The sequence below is a fragment of the Mucilaginibacter achroorhodeus genome, assembly GCF_007846095.1.
GTDB lineage: Bacteria > Bacteroidota > Bacteroidia > Sphingobacteriales > Sphingobacteriaceae > Mucilaginibacter > Mucilaginibacter achroorhodeus.
Window position 1 is genome coordinate 263,931 of record NZ_VOEI01000001.1, and the last position, 19,282, is coordinate 283,212.

Below are 19,282 nucleotides of genomic sequence, written 5' to 3' on the forward strand. Positions count from 1 at the left end.
CGCTAAGATAATCCTAAATCATTAGAATTGGTAAAAGCATCCATAATTTTCATCAGTACAATCGCCTCATCTATGGTGCAGGGGTTTGGCCCTTCTCCCTTAAAATAGGATACTATTTTGGTGATCATCGGCTGTTGAATATGCTCGGGCTGTACAAAGTCTACGGTTTCTTCTTCCTCGCCTATTTTACAGGTTACAAAATTACCGAAGAACGGGAAGGTAATTTTGCCATTTGTGCCTACTATCTCACACCTGTCTGTGATCTCGGTTTTAGCAACATTGAAACACCAGGATCCATCAACCACAATTTTGTTCTTAAAGATGATCTGCCCGGTTACGTGATCATCCGCCGGACTAAATTCACCTTGATTTAAGCTGTAGCCGCTGTAAACTGCGGGTTCGCCAAAGAAATACAGCATCAGGTCCAGCTGATGAGGGGCCAGGTCATGAAAGTAACCTCCACCCGATACCTCTGGTTGCAAGCGCCAGTTGGGGGCATTTTGCTCAACCAATATTGGTCTTTGGGATTGCCACATCCTTATCTGCACTGTTCGGATATCACCTATTGTATTAGTATCTATTAGTTTTTTGACATGCAAAAACATGGGTAAAGCTCTTCGGTAATGCGCTACGGTAAGCTTAGCGTTTGCGGCATGCACAGCATCGGCCATGGCTTGTGCCTCAGCAGCGTTGCGGGTAACCGGTTTTTCTACGTAAACATTCAATCCTTTAGCAATGGCGCGCTTTGCATATTCCAGGTGCGAATCTGGTGGGGTAGCGATAGAAACCGCGTTAACTTCCGGATCATTCAGTAAACCATCAGCATCGCTGTACCAGCGGTCAACATGGTGACGCTGTGCGTAATCTGCGGCCTTTTCGGCATCGCGGCGCATTACAGCAACCAGTTTACTATCATCAATTTTATTGTAGGCTTGCCCGCTTTTCTTTTCGGTAACGGCACCGCAGCCTATGATACCCCACTTAATGGCAGTCATGTTTTTGGTAGATGTCTATTTTAACAAAGCCATCAGCTCTTCATCGCTGATGATAGGTATGTTCAACTTGGTAGCCTTTTCTAATTTGGATGGGCCCATATTTTCCCCGGCTACCAAGTAATTTAATTTGGCGGAAATGCTGCTTAGTATCTTACCGCCGTTTTGCTCAATGATATCTTTAAGCTCATCACGCGAGTATTTCTCAAACGTGCCCGAGATGATGAAGTTTTTACCGGCTAACTTATCACTATCTAATATCACCTCTTTCTCTTCGGCTACAAATTGTAACCCCTTTTCGCGCAATTTTTCAATCTCCTGCTTGTGTACAGGGTCGGCAAAATACTCGGTTATGCTTTCCGCAATTCGTCCACCTATCTCTTCGGCCGCAGTCAACTCCTCAACGGTAGCAGCCATTAACCTATCGATGGTTTTAAAATGTGCTACCAGTTTACGGGCAACGGTTTCGCCAACGTAACGTATACCCAGTCCAAACAGTACCTTCTCAAATGGCTGTTGTTTAGATTTCTCAATACCCTCCAGCATATTATTGATCGACTTTTCGCCGAACCTACCCATTTGCTTTAACTCGGACGCATGCTGTTCCAGATCATAAAGGTCGCTGATATGGCGAACAAAACCCTGGTTGTAGAAAGTCAAGATGGTTTCGTCGCCCAGGCCATCTATATTCATGGCCTTACGGCCGATGTAGTGCTGTATCTTGCCAACTATCTGCGGCGGGCAGCCTTCGTCATTAGGACAGTACCACGCGGCTTCCCCTTCTGTACGCAGTAGTGGTGTGTCACACGCAGGACAACGGGTAACATATTTGATAGCCTCTGCACCTGTTTTACGTTTATCCAAATTTACACTGATGATCTTAGGGATGATCTCGCCCCCTTTTTCCACAAAAACCGTATCATGCTCATGCAGTTTAAGACGTTCAGTAATTTCATCGGCGTTATGCAGAGTAGCGCGTTTAACGGTAGTACCGGCCAATAATACCGGCTTCAAATTAGCTACAGGCGTAACGGCACCCGTACGGCCAACCTGGTAGGTAACTGCGAGTAATTCGGTCTCTACGCGCTCGGCTTTAAATTTATAAGATATGGCCCAGCGTGGAGATTTGGCGGTAAAGCCCAACTCCTGCTGCTGCGAGTAATTGTTTACTTTAATAACGATACCATCAATATCATAACTTAAATGATAGCGCTCTGTGTCCCAATGATTGATAAAATCGAGCACGCCTTTTATATCAGAACATAAACGACTGTGATCATCTACATGAAAACCCCATTCCTTTACCGCCTGCAGGCTTTCCCAATGGGTTTTAAAGAGTTGTTTTTCGGTATATAAGCCATACAGGAAACAGTCAAGCGGGCGGCGGGCGACTTCTGCAGAATCTTGTAATTTAATAGTACCCGATGCAAAATTGCGGGGATTAGCGTAAGGAACTTCGCCATTATCTAACCGTTCCTTATTTAAACGCTCAAAGGCTTTAAGGTGCATAAATACCTCGCCACGTATTTCAAACAGCTCAGGATAATTACCGGACACCAGTTTCTTTGGGATGGTATTGATCGTGCGCACATTGGTAGTTACCTCATCACCTTGCGTACCATCGCCACGGGTTACGGCACGCGCCAGTTTACCATCCTGGTAGGTAAGACTCATGGATAGTCCATCAAACTTCAGTTCGCACACATACTCAAAGTTATCGCCGATGGCTTTGCGGATGCGCTGGTCAAAATCTATCAGTTCCTGCTCGTTGTAGGTATTCCCTAACGAGAGCATTGGCCAGCGATGCTTAACGGTAACAAACTCCTTGGTTACCTCGCCCCCTACGCGCTGCGTAGGCGACTCAGGGTCTGCTAAATCAGGGAATTCTTTTTCCAGCTTATCCAGTTCCTTCAGTTTCTGGTCAAAATCATAATCAGAAATGGTTGGCATAGCCAGCACGTAATAGTTGTAATTGTGCTTTTTAAGTTCGGCAGTAAGCGCCTGTATACGGTCTTTTGCTTCAGTGGGCGACATGAAACGAAGATAGATGTTTTAGTTAATAGTTTGTGGTTGATAGTTCATAGATCCCGGCTCTCTGTTGATCTTATAAATTGAAGTATGGTCTATCAGCACTTACCTATTAACCATGAACTATCAACCATGATCTATAACCTAATAAGTGATCACCGCCTCAACCGGATAATGATCTGATGGTGTACGGCCATGGTAGGTATTGGTTAAGATACCGTAGCGCAGCACCTTAAAGTTTTTGGTAACGAAGATATGGTCTATGCGTTTATCGCCTGCAGTATTGGCGTTAAAATCATTAAAGGTATCGTTCGGTGCCATTTTCATGGGCGACAACACATAGGTATCTTTCAATACGCCCGAATTATTGATAACTGCATAGCTGTCTGATGTTTGGTCTACGTTGAAATCGCCGGTTAGGATAGTTGCTGTATCACCGGCCATTTCCTGTATTTTTTTAAGAATAAGTTTGGCGCTTTCGCGGCGTGCAACCACGCCTATGTGATCCATGTGCAGGTTAAAGAAGTAGAAGGTAAAACCGGTTTTAATTTCCTTGAACTGCGCCCAACTGCATATCCGCGGCAAAGCTGCGTCCCAGCCTTTATTTGGCCTACCAGTAACAGTCGACATCCAAAAATCGCCATGCTTTAATGCCTGGAAACGGGTTGATTTATAAAATATGGCAGAAAACTCTCCACCGAGTTTACCATCATCCCTGCCTGCTCCCAGCCATTTATAGCCAGGCAGACTATCAGTAAGGTCAGTTATCTGATGATATTTCAATTCCTGCGTACCAAAAATATCGAAGTCCTGAAACAGGATAAGCTTGGCTGCCCAGGGGAAGCGCTGTCCCCAGCCGTTTCCGGCGGTAGAGTCGCCACGGTTGGCGTTACGAAGATTGTAGGTTCCAATGTTCAACTGGCGCTGCTGCGCATAGCTAAAACTTACGAAAAGTGAGATTGCGAAAAGAAGTGTTAATGTCTTTTTCATAGTGTTGCAAGTATAATATTTTGAAAACGATTTGTCATTCTGAGCGACAGCGAAAAATCCGATGTAAGCTTTACAAGTAGTAGATCAGATCCTCCACATATGTTCAGCATAACAAGAGTAAAATGTGCAAGTCCATAAAACGCTTAACTTACACCTCCCCCGCTCTTTTCCTCAAAAACCACTCTGTACTTAGCAGGACCAAAAGCAGAAAAAATACCCACTTTAGATCTACAAGATCATTATACCGCTTATCTTCGTATACAATGGTTTTGATGTTCTCATTCTTTTTGATCAAGTCAGCCAGTTGATCTATCTGGGATGGATAAATCATTTTACCGCCTGACTGTTGGGCCATTTCACGGAGTAATTGATGATCTGCCGCACTTTGGCCTGCCTCCAGGTTAAGCTGTTTAACCGTAAGCTGTCCTTCTGCTTTAAAGGTTTGTTTACCCAGCGTTGTTGAAGCATTATAACTATACGTGCCAACCGGCATCGTGCCCGCATTTAGTTGGTAACTTTGCCCATTGCGCGTAAATAGGAAACTAAAGTTTTTTCCTTGTTGATCTTTTAAGTTGATCTTCACATCCGGCGTGTTCACTAATTCCAGGGCGTCATTATAAAGCTCTGCATTCAACAGCACATTCTCGCCCTCGTCGAAAACATTTTTTGAAGCATAAACCCTAAAACGCTGCCTGTTGGCATTGGCGGTTAGGTATTGCACGGTTTGGCTCAACAGTTCATCCGTAGCGTGGTGGTTTTCGTAAGCCTTATATTCTGCCAGTTGCCAGCGCCACAGTCCTTCACCCGCAAGTACCGCTACTTTGCGGCCGCCGTCGTCGCCTAAAGCTATAAGTGGATAATTGGTAACCACATTGCCTATCTTCTGTTTCAACAAAACCTGTGCAGCGTTGCCCGTTTTGTAATTACCATACGGAACAAGCAGCGGCGGCAGCGTTTCTAATTTTTTCTGTGTGGAGTCGCTTAATGTAAAGGCAGAAAAACCCGGTACCGCCATACCAAATACTTCCTGGCTCTCCGAGCGGGAGGCATCAACATTCAGGATCTTTTGCTGGTCATTAAAGCCGTTAAGGTCTGTTTGCGTACCGCCGATAAACCATAACGGAACTTTGGTCTGCATGATGGAACGTAGCCTAGCATAACTACCTGCCCGCAATTGATATAATATAGCTAAGGTATAATCAGCAGGTTTTAAGCTTGACGCATCGGCGACTAAGCTTGTTTTCACTTCAAAGTTCCGGTTGCTTTCGATTGCTTGTTTTATTACGGCAATATCGGGATGCGGGGCATCGTACATCAACAATACTTTTTGACGGGCATCCAGTACCTCCATGTAAATGGTTTCGGTGTTGTTATCGTATGACAGCTCATTATTTAACCGCGACAAGGATATCACAAACTTGCGCAGGCCCTTTTTGTCTGCATTGAGTTTTACTGGGATCGTTTTTTTAAATACATCAGAAGTAATGCCGATACTTTGCTGATGTACAACCATTCCATCCTCGGTGATACTAAGCTGCGTTTGCTGGCCTTTACTTTGGTAAGCCTCTACAGCAACTTCTATCTCAAAATCGTTAGCTAAGAAAGCGGTTTTGTTATAGTTAACATTGCTGATCAATACATCCTTACGCGCCGTGGTATCGCCTAAAGCAACGGTGTAAATAGCCGACTTGATATTGCGCGACTCATATGAGGGATTTGCACCGGTATTGTATAAACCATCTGTAGCAAGCACAATAGCGCCGATATTCTGGTTTACAAATAGGTCGTTAAGTTGTTTAAGCGCCGCTGCGATGTTGGTTTGTTTGCCGTTAAAGGTTTGCGACAGGCCGTCTCTTAAGTCTTTATCGAAATGAAAGGCATGGACTTCATAATTGTCACCAAGTTGCTTTTGAAGTTCGCTATCCCAGCCGCTTCGGAGAGTGTTATTACCTTTTCTATTGAATAACTTTATCGATTGTGAATTATCCTGCGCTATCAATATCAGGGGTTTCTGCGGCTGATAACTTACCGTGCGTACCAGCGGCGATAACAACAATAAAGCCAATACACTTACCACCACTGCCTTGAGTGCAAACAAACCGTACCTTAGGCCCCTTTGCAATTGCAGCGGCTTGCGGTACATGAGCCATGCATACAACAGCCCAAGCACTACGCAAAGCGGCAACCACCAGCCGGAAACAGTACCCCAGGTTAATGACATGCCTGCAAAATGCAAAATTATTAGGATTGCGGGGAGATAAATTTGATACGTACAGGCCCTTTAAGGTGCTCAAGATTCACTGCCTTACCCTTTTGGGTTATTTGCACCTCGCCCGCTTCCTGCAGCTTAATGGCTTCATTTCTGACATCGGCCATGTGTTTGCGCCAATCATCCGGGAACAGGGCTCTCGCTATCTCGCTCGGGCAAACGGTTTTATCGGGTGCTCGTTGGGAAGCCATTTTTAGGATGGTTTGAGAGATGTTGCTGGGCATGCTTCTGTAACAACGTTTATGAAGTATGGTTAGCATGGTTAGTATTTCATTAAGAAAGGCAGTGAATCATGAATCATTTCTGGATGTACTTTTTCTTTTTCCGCAAAAAAGTACCAAAAAGAAAACTCGCGGCTCCCGCAAAATACTTTTAAGTTTCTGCTTTAGCAATGCCTGTGATTGCAGCCTTTTGCTTATGCCGCATAGGTTCGGTGGCGTTAAGTTAATCGCTAAACGTTGATCTTTTGCTTCTTTTATATCAACACAAAAGAAGTAGCCCCTGCGGCAATGAGCAGACAGACGCACATAATCCAAACGTTATTTGAAATCAAGAACTTCTCATCAAAAGAAAATATTTACCTTACAACATGAAACGCACCCTTACCTTTTTCCTTTCCATCATAACCCTAAGCACCTTTGCCCAAACAGATGCAAAACTTACTTCTCAATTGCAGGGTTTATTAAAAAACTTTAACGGTACGGCTGGTGTATATGTGCATAATCTGAAAACCGGGAAAACGGCTGCCATCAACGCCGATACACTATTCCCTACCGCCAGTATGATAAAAGTGAGCATCCTGAACGGTGTGATGGACAAAATTGAAAAGGGCGAACTTAAATACAATCAGAAACTGGTTTACCGGGATAGTTTGCTTTACGCCGGCGAAGACATTTTAGGTTCTTTCAAAAATGGCGACACCATCCAGCTAAGCAAAGTGACCATGCTGATGATCACCATGAGTGATAATACGGCAAGCCTGTGGCTGCAAAAACTTGTTGGCGGGGAATACATTAATAACTGGCTTGCAGCAAATGGCTTTAAGGTGATGCGGGTAAATTCGCGCACACCAGGGCGGGAAGCTATGCGTAACATCTACGGCTGGGGCGTAACTACTCCTTATGAAATGTGTAAGCTGTTTACGCTGGTTAGAGATGGTAAGGCCGTAAGTCCTGCTGCAAGCGAGCGCATGTATCGCACGCTTAACCGCATTTATTGGGATGAGCATGCCCTTTCGCAAATACCGCCCTATGTACAGGCAATCTCCAAACAGGGTGCAGTAGATGCTTCGCGTTCAGAAACTGTGCTGGTAAATGCCCCGCACGGCGACTATGTTTTCTCCATCATCACTAAAAATAATAAAGATCAAAGCTGGACGCCCGAAAACGAGGCCGGGATACTTATCAAAAACGTGTCTGCATTATTATGGCGTTATTTTGAGCCGCAAAGCAATTGGAAACCCGCTGCCGGCGTGGATAAATTTATGCTTAACGAATAGTTAGTCCAGTTCTGCCAATAAACCACACACATCCAGTTGTCGGGTGAACATAGTGAGGTTTCCTTCCGAATCCAAGGGCCATTCTTCTCTCGGTCGGTCCCAATAAAGCTCGACGCCATTACCGTCGGGGTCGTCCAGGTAAAGGGCTTCAGAAACACCATGGTCTGATGCGCCGGTTAGCGGGTAGCCATTATCCATCAATCTTTTGAAAATGGCGGCAAGGTCTTTCCTTTCCGGATAAAGGATTGCAGTATGGAACAAACCGGGTGCATATTCGGGCGCACGTGGAGCACCTTTGCTTTGCCAGGTGTTTAACCCTATATGATGGTGGTAACCTCCTGCCGATATAAAAGCGGCCTGGTTGCCGTACATGGTCACCAACTCGAAACCTAACAGATCCTGGTAAAATGCTAAAGACTTCTGCAAATCGCTCACCTTTAAATGAACGTGACCGATGCGTGTTTGGGCAGGTATTTTGTAGTTTTCCATTGTTGGAATAATGAAACGTAGCGTTGGAATGTTGTAAAGTTAAGGGAATATCTAAAAGGTATGTGTCGACTTATTGTAAAATAAATGTTTAAACATTTATTCGAGATTAGTAACATTTCAACTTACAAACCTTCCAACTTTACAACATCACCCCAACAAAATAATAAACCGTACCTTTGTGCTATGGTCATTAAAACCGCTGATTTCATTTGCAGCAATACGCAGATCTCCAAGCTGCCGCCACCGTTAAAGCCTGAGTATGCTTTCATTGGTCGGTCAAACGTGGGTAAGTCTTCGCTTATTAACATGCTAACGCAGAAAAAAGGGCTGGCCAAGACTTCGCAAACGCCGGGTAAAACCCAGCTGATCAATCATTTTTTGATCAATGAGAACTGGTATATCGTCGATCTGCCCGGTTATGGCTATGCACGTATCTCTAAAAGCAAAAAAGAAGACTGGAACAAATTTATTCGCAGTTACCTGGATAAGCGTGAAAGCCTCCAATGCGTAATGGTTTTGATCGATAGCCGCCTTGAGCCGCAAAAGATCGACCTGGAGTTTTGCAACTGGCTTGGAGAGAAAGGCCTGCCTTTTATTACCATATTTACAAAAGCTGATAAACAGAGCAATATTAAAACCGACCAGAATATAGCAAAGTTTCGTAAGGCGTTGCTGGCATCGTTTGAAGAAGCACCACAGTTTTTCATTACCTCGGCAGAAAACCTTTTAGGTCGTGATGAAGTATTGAACTTTATCGATTCCATCAACCAGGGATTTGAGAAGCCAGTGTTTGACGATGAACACTATAAGTAGTAGTTTTGCAATAAGCACATACCCTTACCCCTCTTGAGAGAGGAATTAAGACAATGAAAAAATATTTCTCGCTCGTTACGTTTTCGCATACCATTTTTGCCATGCCGTTTGCCTTTATAGGCTTCTTTTTGGCTGTTACTACCACCGACCATAAATTTGAGTGGCAAAAACTGGTGATGATGCTTTTATGTATGGTGTTCGCCCGTAACTCGGCCATGGCATTTAATCGCTATCTGGACAGGAACATTGATGCCAAAAACCCCCGTACCAAACAGCGCGATATCCCGGCAGGGCGTATCAGTCCCGCAGCGGCGTTAACATTTACCTTAACTAATTGCGCTTTATTTATAGTAACCACCTGGTTTATTAACCCTTTGTGTTTTTACCTTTCGCCGGTGGCGTTGCTAGTGGTGTTAGGTTACAGTGCCACCAAACGTTTTACCGCACTTTGCCATATGGTACTCGGCTTGGGCTTATCGTTAGCGCCTATTGGGGCCTACCTGGTAGTTACAGGTGCATTTGCGCTTACGCCAATATTCTTCTCACTATCGGTACTATGCTGGGTAAGCGGTTTCGATATTATTTATGCCCTGCAGGATGAAGATTTTGACCGTGACCAAAAACTACACTCCATTCCCGCGTGGTTAGGTAAAGTGAATGCATTAAGGCTGTCAACCGTGCTGCATGTCTTCTCAGCAGCGTTTATTGTTATGCCGGTGATTTATACGCATGTTGGGTTATTATACTACATAGGTATTGTATTTTTCTGCAGTATGCTTATTTACCAGCACCTGTTGGTTAAACCTAACGATCTCAGCCGTGTTAACCTTGCCTTCATGACTACAAATGGCATTGCCAGTGTTGTATTTGCCGCCTTCTTTTTATTAGACAGGGTATGGATGCGTTAAGCAATCAACAACTTAACCAATTTCGCGAACATGCGGCCGCTTACGTTGAATTCAACGAGGCGGAGTGGATCGTTTGCATACAACATCTCTCGATACTTAAATTAAAAAAGAAAGAGCATTTCATCGAGCCGGGCCAGGTTTGCAAAACGCTGGGCTTTGTACTATCCGGATCAGTGAGGTACTATCACATTATCGATGGTAAAGATATTACCAACTACTTCAGCTTTGAGAATGATTATGTGAGCTCTTACAAAAGCTTCCTCACCGGCGAACCTTCCATAAGTTATATACAGGCGCTTGAGCCAACTACCATACTCACCGTAAGCAAAAAAAACTGGGATGCCATGCTAAACAACCCTATGCTGGCTTACAAAATAGAACGCTTTGGCCGCTTGCTTGCCGAATATTATCTTATTTGCTACGAAGACCGTGTTACAGCCTTCATCACCCAAACCCCGGAGGAACGCTACCTTAAACTTTTAGAAAGCGGGAAAGATATCATCCGCAGGATGCCGCAGCATTACATAGCCAATTTTTTGGGTATAACCCCTGTTTCGCTATCGCGGATAAGGAAAAGGATATTGGTTTAGAAATCCTAAAATCTAAAAGCTAAATTCTAAGACCTAAATTAAAAAAAGAGACAAAACCTAATCTCTAATCTCCAACCCTACTTCACTAATTTCTTATCTTAAGATAACGTTTTCAAGGCCAGCGCTTTCGCAACTTTGTATCATACCAAAATAGAAAAAACATGATACATACCATTTTAGGTGCAGGTGGCCCGGTGGCTAATGCCCTTACAGATGAACTCATAAAAAACAAAAAAAAAGTACGCCTGGTTAGTCGCCGCCCGGTGGATGTTAAAGCTGAAAATGTAAGCTGGCAAAAGGCAGATCTGCTGGAGCTCGAACAACTAAGGCAAGCTACAAAAGGTTCTGATGTGATCTACCTGTGTGCTGGGCTGGTTTATGATGCCGATATCTGGCGCCAGCAGTGGCCGGTTATTATACGTAACGTTATCAAAGTAACTCAAGAGTATAATGCCCGTATGATCTTCTTTGATAACATTTACATGTATGGCTTGGTTAACGGCCCTATAACAGAGGAAACGCCTTACAAACCCGTTAGCAAAAAAGGAGAGGTACGCGCCGAGATTGCTGCAATGGTGATGAATGAGGTTAAAGCGGGAAAGCTTAACGCGACTATAGCCCGCGCACCTGATTTTTACGGCACTACCAGCACCAACGCCTTTTTAGACCTGATGGTGCTTGCCAAATATGCCAAGAAACAAAGTGCCCAATGGATGGGCGACCCAAGTAAGCTGCACAACTTTATTTACATTCCTGATGCCGGGCGTGCAATGTACCTGCTTGGGCAATCGCCCGAGAGTGATAATCAAATTTGGCATCTGCCCACCGCCCCTGTAATGACCGGTCATCAATTTTTGCAGTTAGCAGCAACCATTTATGGCGTTAAACCAAAGTTTATGCGTATTAATAAATTTATGCTGTGGGCGCTTGGTTTATTTAATAAACTGATAGCCGGCACGGTAGAAATGTATTATCAAACCGACCACGACTATAATTTTAACAGCGACAAGTTTGAACGTGCCTTTAACTTTAAACCTACAAGTTACGAAGATGGAATAAGAGAAGTAGCAAGGACGATATACAAGCCAGAATAAACTATTTCAAAACCATGTCATTGCGAGGAGTCCCGATGGCTATCGGGACGACGTGGCAATCTCATAGGCTGATTAGCGTGCTTATCCTCTGAGATTGCCGCGCTATCGATCGCAATTGTAAGGGTTAGGTAATTCTGTTACCGAATTAATTGACCTTTACAGCAATGACACGGTCTATAAGTTTAGCTGCCCCTCTCTGCTACGCAAAGAGGGGTTCTTTTATTTAACGCCCTCGATTCGTGTAGCGAAGAGAGGGTCGACAAGCGCATCCCGATAGCAATAGGAACGGGATAAGTAAACCAAACTTTTTTTTGACTTTGTGCTTATGACATAAAATTCAGACTTTACACACTTATCTGCATATTTGTTATATGATCCACAAGAAAACACGTACCTACATTCCGGAGAACCTTGAAATAAAATGGGAAACACTGGAACCGATATACAAAGAATTATTAGAGCGCCCCATTAATTCTGTTGAAGAACTGGAGCAATGGCTTAAGGATGGCAGCGAGCTGCAAGCTGCTTTAGAAGAGGATTTTGCATGGCGTTATATCCGCATGACCTGCGATACCACTAACGAAGAATTACTGGAAAGCTTTCAATACTTTGCCACCGAAATAGAGCCAAAAACAGCTCCATATAACAATGAGCTAAATAAGAAATTAATTAATAGTCAGTTTGTAGATCAGCTAAATGATGAAAAATACTTCATCATGCTGCGCAGCACCCGCAAGCAGTTAGAACTTTTCCGTGAAGAGAATATCCCGCTGCAAACGCAGATACAGGTTGAGCAGCAGAAATACCAGTCGATAACCGGTTCTATGTCGGTACATATTGGCGATAAAGAATATACGCTTGAACAAGCATCAGTATTTTTAAAAGATACCGACCGTGCTAAACGCCAGGAAGTTTGGGAAAAGATCACTGCCCGCCGCCTGCAGGATAAAGAAAAATTGGACGAACTGTTTGATCACCTGCGTGGCTTGCGCCACGAAGTAGCCGTAAATGCCGGTTTCGAAAACTTCCGCAATTACATGTTCCAGGCTTTAGGCAGATTTGATTACACACCTCAGGACTGTTATGCCTTCCACTCAGCGATAGAAACCGAGGTTGTACCTTTGCTTCGTGAATTTGCAGAACAACGCCGTGAGGCTTTAGGCATTGAAATCCTTAAACCATGGGATATGGATGTAGACCCTTACGGTCGAGCCGCCTTGAAACCCTTTAACAATGGCGGCGAATTGATCGAGAAATCCATTCAGTGTTTCTCAAACATCAACCGCTATTTAGGTGAACGCCTGGAGATCATGAAAGAGAATAACCTGTTTGATGTGGAGAGCCGCAAAGGCAAAGCACCGGGTGGTTACAACTATCCGCTGTCAGAAACAGGTGCCCCATTTATTTTCATGAATTCGGCTAACACCTTCCGCGATCTTACTACCATGGTACATGAAGGTGGCCACGCCGTACATACTTTCCTTACTGCCGACCTTGAGCTGAATGATTTTAAACATTGCCCAAGCGAGGTAGCGGAACTGGCTTCCATGTCAATGGAGTTGATCTCGATGGATAACTGGAATGTTTACTTTGAGAATGAGGAAGATCTCAAGCGCGCCAAACGCGATCAGTTATACGATGTATTAAAAACACTGCCATGGGTAGCCGTGGTAGATCAATTTCAGCACTGGATCTACACAAACCCGGATCATACCGATGCCGAGCGCACCGAAGCCTGGTTGAAAATTTATGAGCCTTTTGGTGCAGGCTTTGCCAATTGGAGCGGACTTAAAACTGCAGAAGAAAACCTTTGGCAAAAACAGCTTCACATTTTTGAAGTGCCGTTTTACTACATCGAGTATGGCATGGCACAGCTTGGTGCAATAGCTGTTTGGAAAAACTACAAGGAAAACCCCGAGAAGGGGTTGCAGCAATACCTTGATGCATTAAAATTGGGTTACACAAAAACCATTAAGGAGATATATGAAACAGCCGGTATAAAATTTGATTTTAGTGCCGGGTACGTCAAAGAACTGGCAGAATTTGTTAAAGCTGAAATGGATAAGATTTAACACACTTGCTACAAAGACCCTCTCGAAAAACGAGAGGGTTTTTTGTTTATTATTACAAAATTTCGTTACGACAACATAAGTAATAATACTATATAAATATCTAATAATCTATCGTTTAAATATCTATAAAGGCATCTAATTTGAGATATTTTAAAACCTATAAGTGTTTTTCAGGTTAATTATAGCATGAAAAAGTTAATTGCATTTTTAGGTTTGGTACTTATGGCCGCCACAAGTTTTGGACAGGCACAAGTACCATTAAAGCCGGTTAAGATTGATAGCTTGATCACCATCTCGTTACCGGCTAAGTACACAAAAAAGGATACCCTTGGTCAGTCTATATACAATGCAAACGGTGCTTATGGTTACATGACCGTTATACGTGCACCTAACCAGGACAAAAAGCCTTTGCAGAAAGAGAAAGACCTGAACAAGGTTCTTAAAGATTACGTGGCCGGCATTAAAGGCCAAAGTAACGGCGACGTGATGAACCTGCGTGATACTACCGTAGGCCACCTTAAAGCCAAGACATTTACGCTTGAGGTTGACGAAGGTGCCGGTGTAAAATCAAGGAACTTCATTGTCTTATACACACAAGATGTTACTTACACCATTGAGTATTACTATGAAGCACTAAGCAAAGACCTTGCGAAAAACGAATACAAAGAGTATTCTGCATCATTGAAGGTATCTCCGGAGTTACAACGCACCGATCAATATTTGAGCAATGCCAAGGGAATGTCTACCATAGCCAAAGTGGGTATTTTTGGTGGCGCAGCATTGATATTGATCATCGCTACCATATTGGTTATTCGCAGGAAAAAAGCTGTAGCTTAAACAGCTATTTAGTTAACAGCCCCCGGCACCAACGGGGGCTGTTTATAAACCTTCGGCTATCTAAAAAGGTAAGCCAAACCACCGTAATAAATACGCCTATTGCCGAACCGGCCATTACATCTTCAAAAAAATGCTGGCTTAGATACATGCGCGAATAGCCAACCATCATGGCGAATACCAGCATAGCAAATCCCCAATTCTTATTCTTAACTAAGTAAGCAACTACCATTGCCATAGAAAAGGCAGTAACTGTGTGCCCCGACGGAAAACTGTGTACCGCAAGTATGTACAAACCTTTTACAAAGTGAATTTTATAAAGTTGATCCTGGAAGTAGATGCGCGGCCTGGGAAAATCAAAAGCATATTTTAAGGCTTGTGCCGTAAGCGCTGTAATTGCGTAACTACTGGCAGTAAGTAACGCTGCACGATAACTAAACAGCAGCATTACAGCAGCAAGCGCCAGCATAGTCCAGCCGTCGCCCAGGTGGGTTATGTATGGCTCAACCGCGTCCAGGAAGTCCGAATAGTGTTTATTTACCGCGAAGTATATCTCAGAACGGGTATAAAGCAGCTTGATGATCAAACAGACGCAAAGCAGGATAATATAAGGAATAAAAAGGGAGCGTGCCCTGTGCAAAACGTCTTTAGCGCCGGTGTTCATCGGCACAAAGTAAGGTATATACTTCTTCAATGCAAAAAAATGGCTATGTTTGATTTTAAAAGAAAACTGACCTCAATACATGTCGAAAAGTATATTTCGAAAAAAGTCCGTATCTAAAATACTGGCCGATGTTGCCAGCGGATTTAGCGACAGCGAGCATCCCGGCACGGCATCGCACCTCCAAAAAGCACTTACTACCAAAGATCTAACCCTAATGGGTATTGCAGCCGTTGTTGGTGCAGGTATATTTTCAACCATCGGCGAAGCTTCATTTAACGGCGGGCCGGGCGTTACGCTTTTGTTCGTTTTAACGGCTATAACCTGTGGTTTTTCTGCCATGTGTTACGCTGAATTTGCATCGCGCATACCGGTTGCGGGCAGTGCGTACACTTATGCCTACGCATCTTTCGGTGAGCTTATCGCCTGGATCATAGGTTGGGACTTGTTGATGGAATATGCCATCGGTAACATCGCAGTGGCTATCTCCTGGAGCGAATACTTCGTTAACCTGTTAGAGGGTTTCCACATCCATTTACCGGCATGGGTTACATTAGATTACTTCTCCGCTTTTAAAGCACATGAACAGATACAGCAATTAACAGCAAGCGGCCATACCGCAGATATTACCGAACGACTGCGACACGCTGCTGAGGCATGGTCTACAGCTCCGGGTTCCGGCAATTTCAGGCTTATCGCCAATATCCCCGCATTGCTTATTGTTATCATTATCACCTATTTAGTTTATATAGGCATCCGCGAAACCAAAAAGGCTACCAATGCCATGGTTTATCTTAAAATTGCGGTGGTACTGGCCGTTATTGTCATTGGTTTCTTTTACGTTACACCGGCCAACTGGCACCCGTTTTTGCCTAACGGTTTCGGTGGCGTTATGAAAGGTGTTTCGGGCGTATTCTTTGCCTATATTGGTTTTGATGCTATATCTACCACCGCTGAGGAATGTCAGAACCCCCAGCGCGACCTGCCGAAGGGCATGATCTACTCGTTGGTGATTTGTACCATTTTGTACATTCTGATAGCTTTGGTGCTAACCGGTATGGTTAACTATAAAGACCTTCAGGTAGGTGATCCACTGGCGTTTGTATTTTCAAAAGTCGGCTTAAAAAACATCAGCTATGTGATCTCTGTAAGCGCAGTAATAGCTACCGCAAGTGTGTTACTGATATTCCAGTTGGGTCAGCCCCGTATATGGATGAGCATGAGCCGCGATGGTTTGTTACCGAAGGCATTTTCTCGCATTCACCCTAAGTTTCATACACCATCATTTGCTACTATAGTAACCGGGTTTGTTGTGGCTGTACCGGCATTGTTCCTAAACCTTACCGAGGTTACTAATTTAACAAGCATAGGAACCCTATTTGCATTTGTACTTGTTTGTGGCGGCGTATTACTATTACCTCGCGAAGCAGCGGTTAAAGGTAAGTTCCATTTGCCTTACATTAATTCGCAATTCATCGTACCTGTAATGTTCATCATCGGTGTGTTCTTTGGCCGCCATTGGATTGCTAATCTATTTGAAGGCGAAGCTTTACACCATAAGTTCCCTTATTTCTTATTCCTGATATTATCATTCACGCTTACCGTGTTTGCGTTTATTAAAAAATTGTCACTTATACCTGTTTTAGGCTTATTGAGCTGTTTTTACCTGATGGCCGAGTTGGAGTATGAAAGCTGGATCCGTTTCCTTGCCTGGCTGATTATTGGCTTAGTGATATATTTTAGCTACGGGTATAAACATAGCGTATTGGGCAAACAGAAATCTGAAACAGCGTTTTCTGATAAGAAAGAGTAAGGGCTGACCTTGAATTTAATGCACCAATAAAGTTTTCAAATACCAGATGTTCACGTTCACGCACATGAACATCGTGAACACCGTGAACGCTCGTGAACGCTTTTCGGTTTATAAAGGCGCATCAGGATGGCTGACTTAGTTCGTCAACAATAAAATAAAGAAAGGGCAATCTGGTTGGATTGCCCTTTCTTATAACGATACTACGCCTCCGCTGGGGCTTTAAGAGAAATCAGTTACGGTTTAACCCTTGTTATATTTACCGAATCCGGCGAGGTAAGCATTAGCGGTACTTTTTCAACCGTTACGAAACTCAGATCGAGGCCAAAGTTGCGCTCTTCTGAAAGGCTCACCCGCTTAAGCTGCCCATAAATGAACATAACGGCTTTCTCATACAACGACAGATTATGAGAGCGTGAAATTACTTTTTCGATAACCACAAAGCGGAAGTCGCCAACAATTTTGTGCTTATTAAGGGATCTATACTTACTGGTAATATCAACCTCCCCATTCTTAACCAAGTCTTCAACTACCTTTCGGAACAACAGGTTAATTTGCTGTTCAACTCTGAAACCTAATTTAAAATCGATACGGATCAGTTTACCGGGCACCAAAAAATCCACCTCATACTCCCGTTTATAAGGTTCATCAACCACATCAACGTGTACCAGCCAGTACACATCGGCACGTTTTGGCTGTTTTTGTAGAATAGAGTAAATGATCTTTGATTCTATTTCTGAGTTGAAATTGGCACTTGTTAGGTAAACAAGTTGAGAAGCATACTTGGGTACGCTCTCATCTTCACTCATTTCTTTTATAATGTTGAAATAATCGTCAATCTCAATAAACTTAACATAGCGGTTTTTGATCCTGCGGGCAATGTGCCAGGTCCACATGATGATGAACAGTATTAGGCCAATTGATAAAGTGAACCAGCCACCGTGTATAAACTTCACCAGGTTACCTAACAGGAAGATACCCTCGATGATCACATAAACCGCAAAAAACGATATGATGATATACGTTGGTACTTTTTTACGCTGTAAGAATTTAGAAACCAATATGGTGGTCATCAACATGGCTACGGTAATACTCAACCCATAAGCCGCTTCCATTTTACTGGAGTGCTGAAACAGTAACACTACGCCAATACAACCTGCACAAAGCAACCAGTTAACGCTTGGCACATATAATTGTCCTTTCTGATCGGACGGATAATTGATCTTAACCTTTGGCCAAAGGTTTAACCGCACGGCCTCAGCAATAAGCGTAAACGAACCTGATATAAGCGCCTGGCTGGCAATAACCGCCGCAATTGTGGCGATACCGATACCATATATCAGGAACCAGTCGGGCATTATTTTGTAAAAAGGGTTGTTAACGCTAAGGTCTATCACTTTACCCTCTCGCTGCAGTAACCAAACCGCCTGACCCAGGTAGTTTAATACCAGACAGGATTTTACATATATCCAGCTGATACGGATGTTATCGCGCCCGCAATGGCCCAGGTCTGAATATAAGGCCTCGGCGCCTGTAGTACACAGGAAAACCGCACCCAGTATGATGAACGCATCATAGGTGCTTGATGTTAATAGCTGGAAGGCATAATAAGGATTAAGCGCTTTAAAAATCACCGGCATTTGCACAATGTAACTAATCCCCAAAACACCCATCATGGTGAACCATAAGAACATTAGCGGCCCAAAGGCCTTTCCTACTAAAGAGGTACCAAACTGCTGGATAATAAATAATATGGCTATAATACCAATAACGATCTGTACCGTTGGCAGGCGCGGATAATACGCGGTAAGCCCTTCAATAGCAGATGATATGGTAATTGGCGGGGTAATAATACCATCGGCCAGCAAAGCGCAACCACCTACAACCGCGGGCACAATAAGCCACTTTGCCTTACGCCGCACCAAAGAGAAGAGTGAGAAAATACCACCCTCGCCTTTGTTGTCAGCCCGTAAGGTTATAACTACATATTTGAGTGTTGTTTGCAGCGTAAGCGTCCAAAATATAAGTGATACACCGCCCAATACAAGTGCCTGCGTAAGCGGCTGCGAATTGGTTGAATGCTCTAACCCTACTATGGCCTTAAACACATACAGCGGGGATGTACCTATATCGCCGTAGATTATCCCTAAACTAATAAGCAGACCGGCGGCGGATAGACGTTGTAGATCTTTATGACTTGACACAGTTGTTTTAAAATCGATGCAAAACTACTT

At 43.7% G+C, this 19,282-nt stretch carries 16 protein-coding genes; 8 read left to right on the forward strand and 8 right to left on the reverse strand.

The window, feature by feature from the left end; translation table 11 throughout:
* Positions 1–2 precede the first annotated feature (2 nt).
* The 5 genes from FPZ42_RS01255 to FPZ42_RS01275 form a co-directional block, all read right to left on the reverse strand.
* Positions 3–995: a Gfo/Idh/MocA family protein gene (locus FPZ42_RS01255; protein ID WP_146268683.1), complete on the reverse strand. Its 993-nt coding sequence runs from the start codon at positions 993–995 to the stop codon at positions 3–5.
* Between the two features lie 15 nt (positions 996–1,010).
* Positions 1,011–3,026, reverse strand: a complete 2,016-nt coding sequence (ligA, locus tag FPZ42_RS01260; RefSeq protein ID WP_146268684.1) for an NAD-dependent DNA ligase LigA — start codon at positions 3,024–3,026, stop codon at positions 1,011–1,013.
* 138 nt (positions 3,027–3,164) lie between these two features.
* On the reverse strand, positions 3,165–4,010 hold the full coding sequence (locus FPZ42_RS01265) for an endonuclease/exonuclease/phosphatase family protein (protein WP_146268685.1): 846 nt from the start codon (positions 4,008–4,010) through the stop codon (positions 3,165–3,167).
* Between the two features lie 148 nt (positions 4,011–4,158).
* On the reverse strand, positions 4,159–6,231 hold the full coding sequence (locus tag FPZ42_RS01270; protein ID WP_146268686.1) for a hypothetical protein: 2,073 nt from the start codon (positions 6,229–6,231) through the stop codon (positions 4,159–4,161).
* A gap of 20 nt (positions 6,232–6,251) precedes the next feature.
* Complete coding sequence (locus tag FPZ42_RS01275; RefSeq protein WP_146268687.1) at positions 6,252–6,503, reverse strand: DUF3253 domain-containing protein; 252 nt, start codon at positions 6,501–6,503, stop codon at positions 6,252–6,254.
* 365 nt (positions 6,504–6,868) lie between these two features.
* Here FPZ42_RS01275 and FPZ42_RS01280 point away from each other — a divergent pair, with 365 nt between their 5' ends.
* Positions 6,869–7,777, forward strand: coding sequence for a serine hydrolase (locus tag FPZ42_RS01280; protein WP_146268688.1), 909 nt, complete (start codon positions 6,869–6,871; stop codon positions 7,775–7,777).
* Here the strand turns inward: FPZ42_RS01280 and FPZ42_RS01285 are convergent, their stop codons facing one another.
* Positions 7,778–8,266, reverse strand: coding sequence for a VOC family protein (locus FPZ42_RS01285; RefSeq protein ID WP_146268689.1), 489 nt, complete (start codon positions 8,264–8,266; stop codon positions 7,778–7,780).
* A gap of 183 nt (positions 8,267–8,449) precedes the next feature.
* Here FPZ42_RS01285 and yihA point away from each other — a divergent pair, with 183 nt between their 5' ends.
* The 6 genes from yihA (at position 8,450) to FPZ42_RS01315 (ending at position 14,580) form a co-directional block, all read left to right on the forward strand.
* On the forward strand, positions 8,450–9,079 hold the full coding sequence (yihA, locus tag FPZ42_RS01290) for a ribosome biogenesis GTP-binding protein YihA/YsxC (RefSeq protein ID WP_146268690.1): 630 nt from the start codon (positions 8,450–8,452) through the stop codon (positions 9,077–9,079).
* A gap of 53 nt (positions 9,080–9,132) precedes the next feature.
* A complete protein-coding gene (locus FPZ42_RS01295) occupies positions 9,133–9,987 on the forward strand; it encodes a UbiA-like polyprenyltransferase (protein WP_146268691.1) in 855 nt (284 codons plus the stop codon).
* Positions 9,975–10,577, forward strand: coding sequence for a Crp/Fnr family transcriptional regulator (locus FPZ42_RS01300; RefSeq protein WP_146268692.1), 603 nt, complete (start codon positions 9,975–9,977; stop codon positions 10,575–10,577). The genes FPZ42_RS01295 and FPZ42_RS01300 overlap by 13 nt, the downstream gene beginning before the upstream one ends.
* Positions 10,578–10,738: 161 nt before the next feature.
* A complete protein-coding gene (locus FPZ42_RS01305; RefSeq protein WP_146268693.1) occupies positions 10,739–11,671 on the forward strand; it encodes an NAD-dependent epimerase/dehydratase family protein in 933 nt (310 codons plus the stop codon).
* A 371-nt stretch (positions 11,672–12,042) separates the two neighbouring features.
* Positions 12,043–13,743 (forward strand): M3 family oligoendopeptidase, encoded by a 1,701-nt coding sequence (locus FPZ42_RS01310; protein WP_146268694.1) that lies wholly within the window; start codon positions 12,043–12,045, stop codon positions 13,741–13,743.
* A gap of 186 nt (positions 13,744–13,929) precedes the next feature.
* Positions 13,930–14,580: a hypothetical protein gene (locus FPZ42_RS01315; protein WP_146268695.1), complete on the forward strand. Its 651-nt coding sequence runs from the start codon at positions 13,930–13,932 to the stop codon at positions 14,578–14,580.
* Positions 14,581–14,584: 4 nt separating this feature from the next.
* On the opposite strand, the gene FPZ42_RS01320 is transcribed toward FPZ42_RS01315, so the two are convergent.
* Entirely contained in the window at positions 14,585–15,271 is a 687-nt protein-coding gene (locus FPZ42_RS01320) for a phosphatase PAP2 family protein (RefSeq protein WP_146268696.1), read from the reverse strand.
* A 49-nt stretch (positions 15,272–15,320) separates the two neighbouring features.
* Here FPZ42_RS01320 and FPZ42_RS01325 point away from each other — a divergent pair, with 49 nt between their 5' ends.
* Positions 15,321–17,051, forward strand: a complete 1,731-nt coding sequence (locus tag FPZ42_RS01325; protein ID WP_146268697.1) for an amino acid permease — start codon at positions 15,321–15,323, stop codon at positions 17,049–17,051.
* A gap of 233 nt (positions 17,052–17,284) precedes the next feature.
* Here FPZ42_RS01325 and FPZ42_RS01330 read toward each other — a convergent pair whose 3' ends face one another.
* A complete protein-coding gene (locus FPZ42_RS01330; RefSeq protein ID WP_146268698.1) occupies positions 17,285–19,252 on the reverse strand; it encodes a KUP/HAK/KT family potassium transporter in 1,968 nt (655 codons plus the stop codon).
* Between the last annotated feature and the right edge of the window lie 30 nt (positions 19,253–19,282).

What these genes read in the sequence shown, in the direction of transcription:
- FPZ42_RS01255 (WP_146268683.1), bottom strand. Translation starts at nt 995, where the DNA reads ATGACTGCCATTAAGTGGGGTATCATAGGCTGCGGTGCCGTTACCGAA.
- ligA (WP_146268684.1), bottom strand. Translation starts at nt 3,026, where the DNA reads ATGTCGCCCACTGAAGCAAAAGACCGTATACAGGCGCTTACTGCCGAA.
- FPZ42_RS01265 (WP_146268685.1), bottom strand. Translation starts at nt 4,010, where the DNA reads ATGAAAAAGACATTAACACTTCTTTTCGCAATCTCACTTTTCGTAAGT.
- FPZ42_RS01270 (WP_146268686.1), bottom strand. Translation starts at nt 6,231, where the DNA reads ATGTCATTAACCTGGGGTACTGTTTCCGGCTGGTGGTTGCCGCTTTGC.
- FPZ42_RS01275 (WP_146268687.1), bottom strand. Translation starts at nt 6,503, where the DNA reads ATGCCCAGCAACATCTCTCAAACCATCCTAAAAATGGCTTCCCAACGA.
- FPZ42_RS01280 (WP_146268688.1), top strand. Translation starts at nt 6,869, where the DNA reads ATGAAACGCACCCTTACCTTTTTCCTTTCCATCATAACCCTAAGCACC.
- FPZ42_RS01285 (WP_146268689.1), bottom strand. Translation starts at nt 8,266, where the DNA reads ATGGAAAACTACAAAATACCTGCCCAAACACGCATCGGTCACGTTCAT.
- yihA (WP_146268690.1), top strand. Translation starts at nt 8,450, where the DNA reads ATGGTCATTAAAACCGCTGATTTCATTTGCAGCAATACGCAGATCTCC.
- FPZ42_RS01295 (WP_146268691.1), top strand. Translation starts at nt 9,133, where the DNA reads ATGAAAAAATATTTCTCGCTCGTTACGTTTTCGCATACCATTTTTGCC.
- FPZ42_RS01300 (WP_146268692.1), top strand. Translation starts at nt 9,975, where the DNA reads ATGGATGCGTTAAGCAATCAACAACTTAACCAATTTCGCGAACATGCG.
- FPZ42_RS01305 (WP_146268693.1), top strand. Translation starts at nt 10,739, where the DNA reads ATGATACATACCATTTTAGGTGCAGGTGGCCCGGTGGCTAATGCCCTT.
- FPZ42_RS01310 (WP_146268694.1), top strand. Translation starts at nt 12,043, where the DNA reads ATGATCCACAAGAAAACACGTACCTACATTCCGGAGAACCTTGAAATA.
- FPZ42_RS01315 (WP_146268695.1), top strand. Translation starts at nt 13,930, where the DNA reads ATGAAAAAGTTAATTGCATTTTTAGGTTTGGTACTTATGGCCGCCACA.
- FPZ42_RS01325 (WP_146268697.1), top strand. Translation starts at nt 15,321, where the DNA reads ATGTCGAAAAGTATATTTCGAAAAAAGTCCGTATCTAAAATACTGGCC.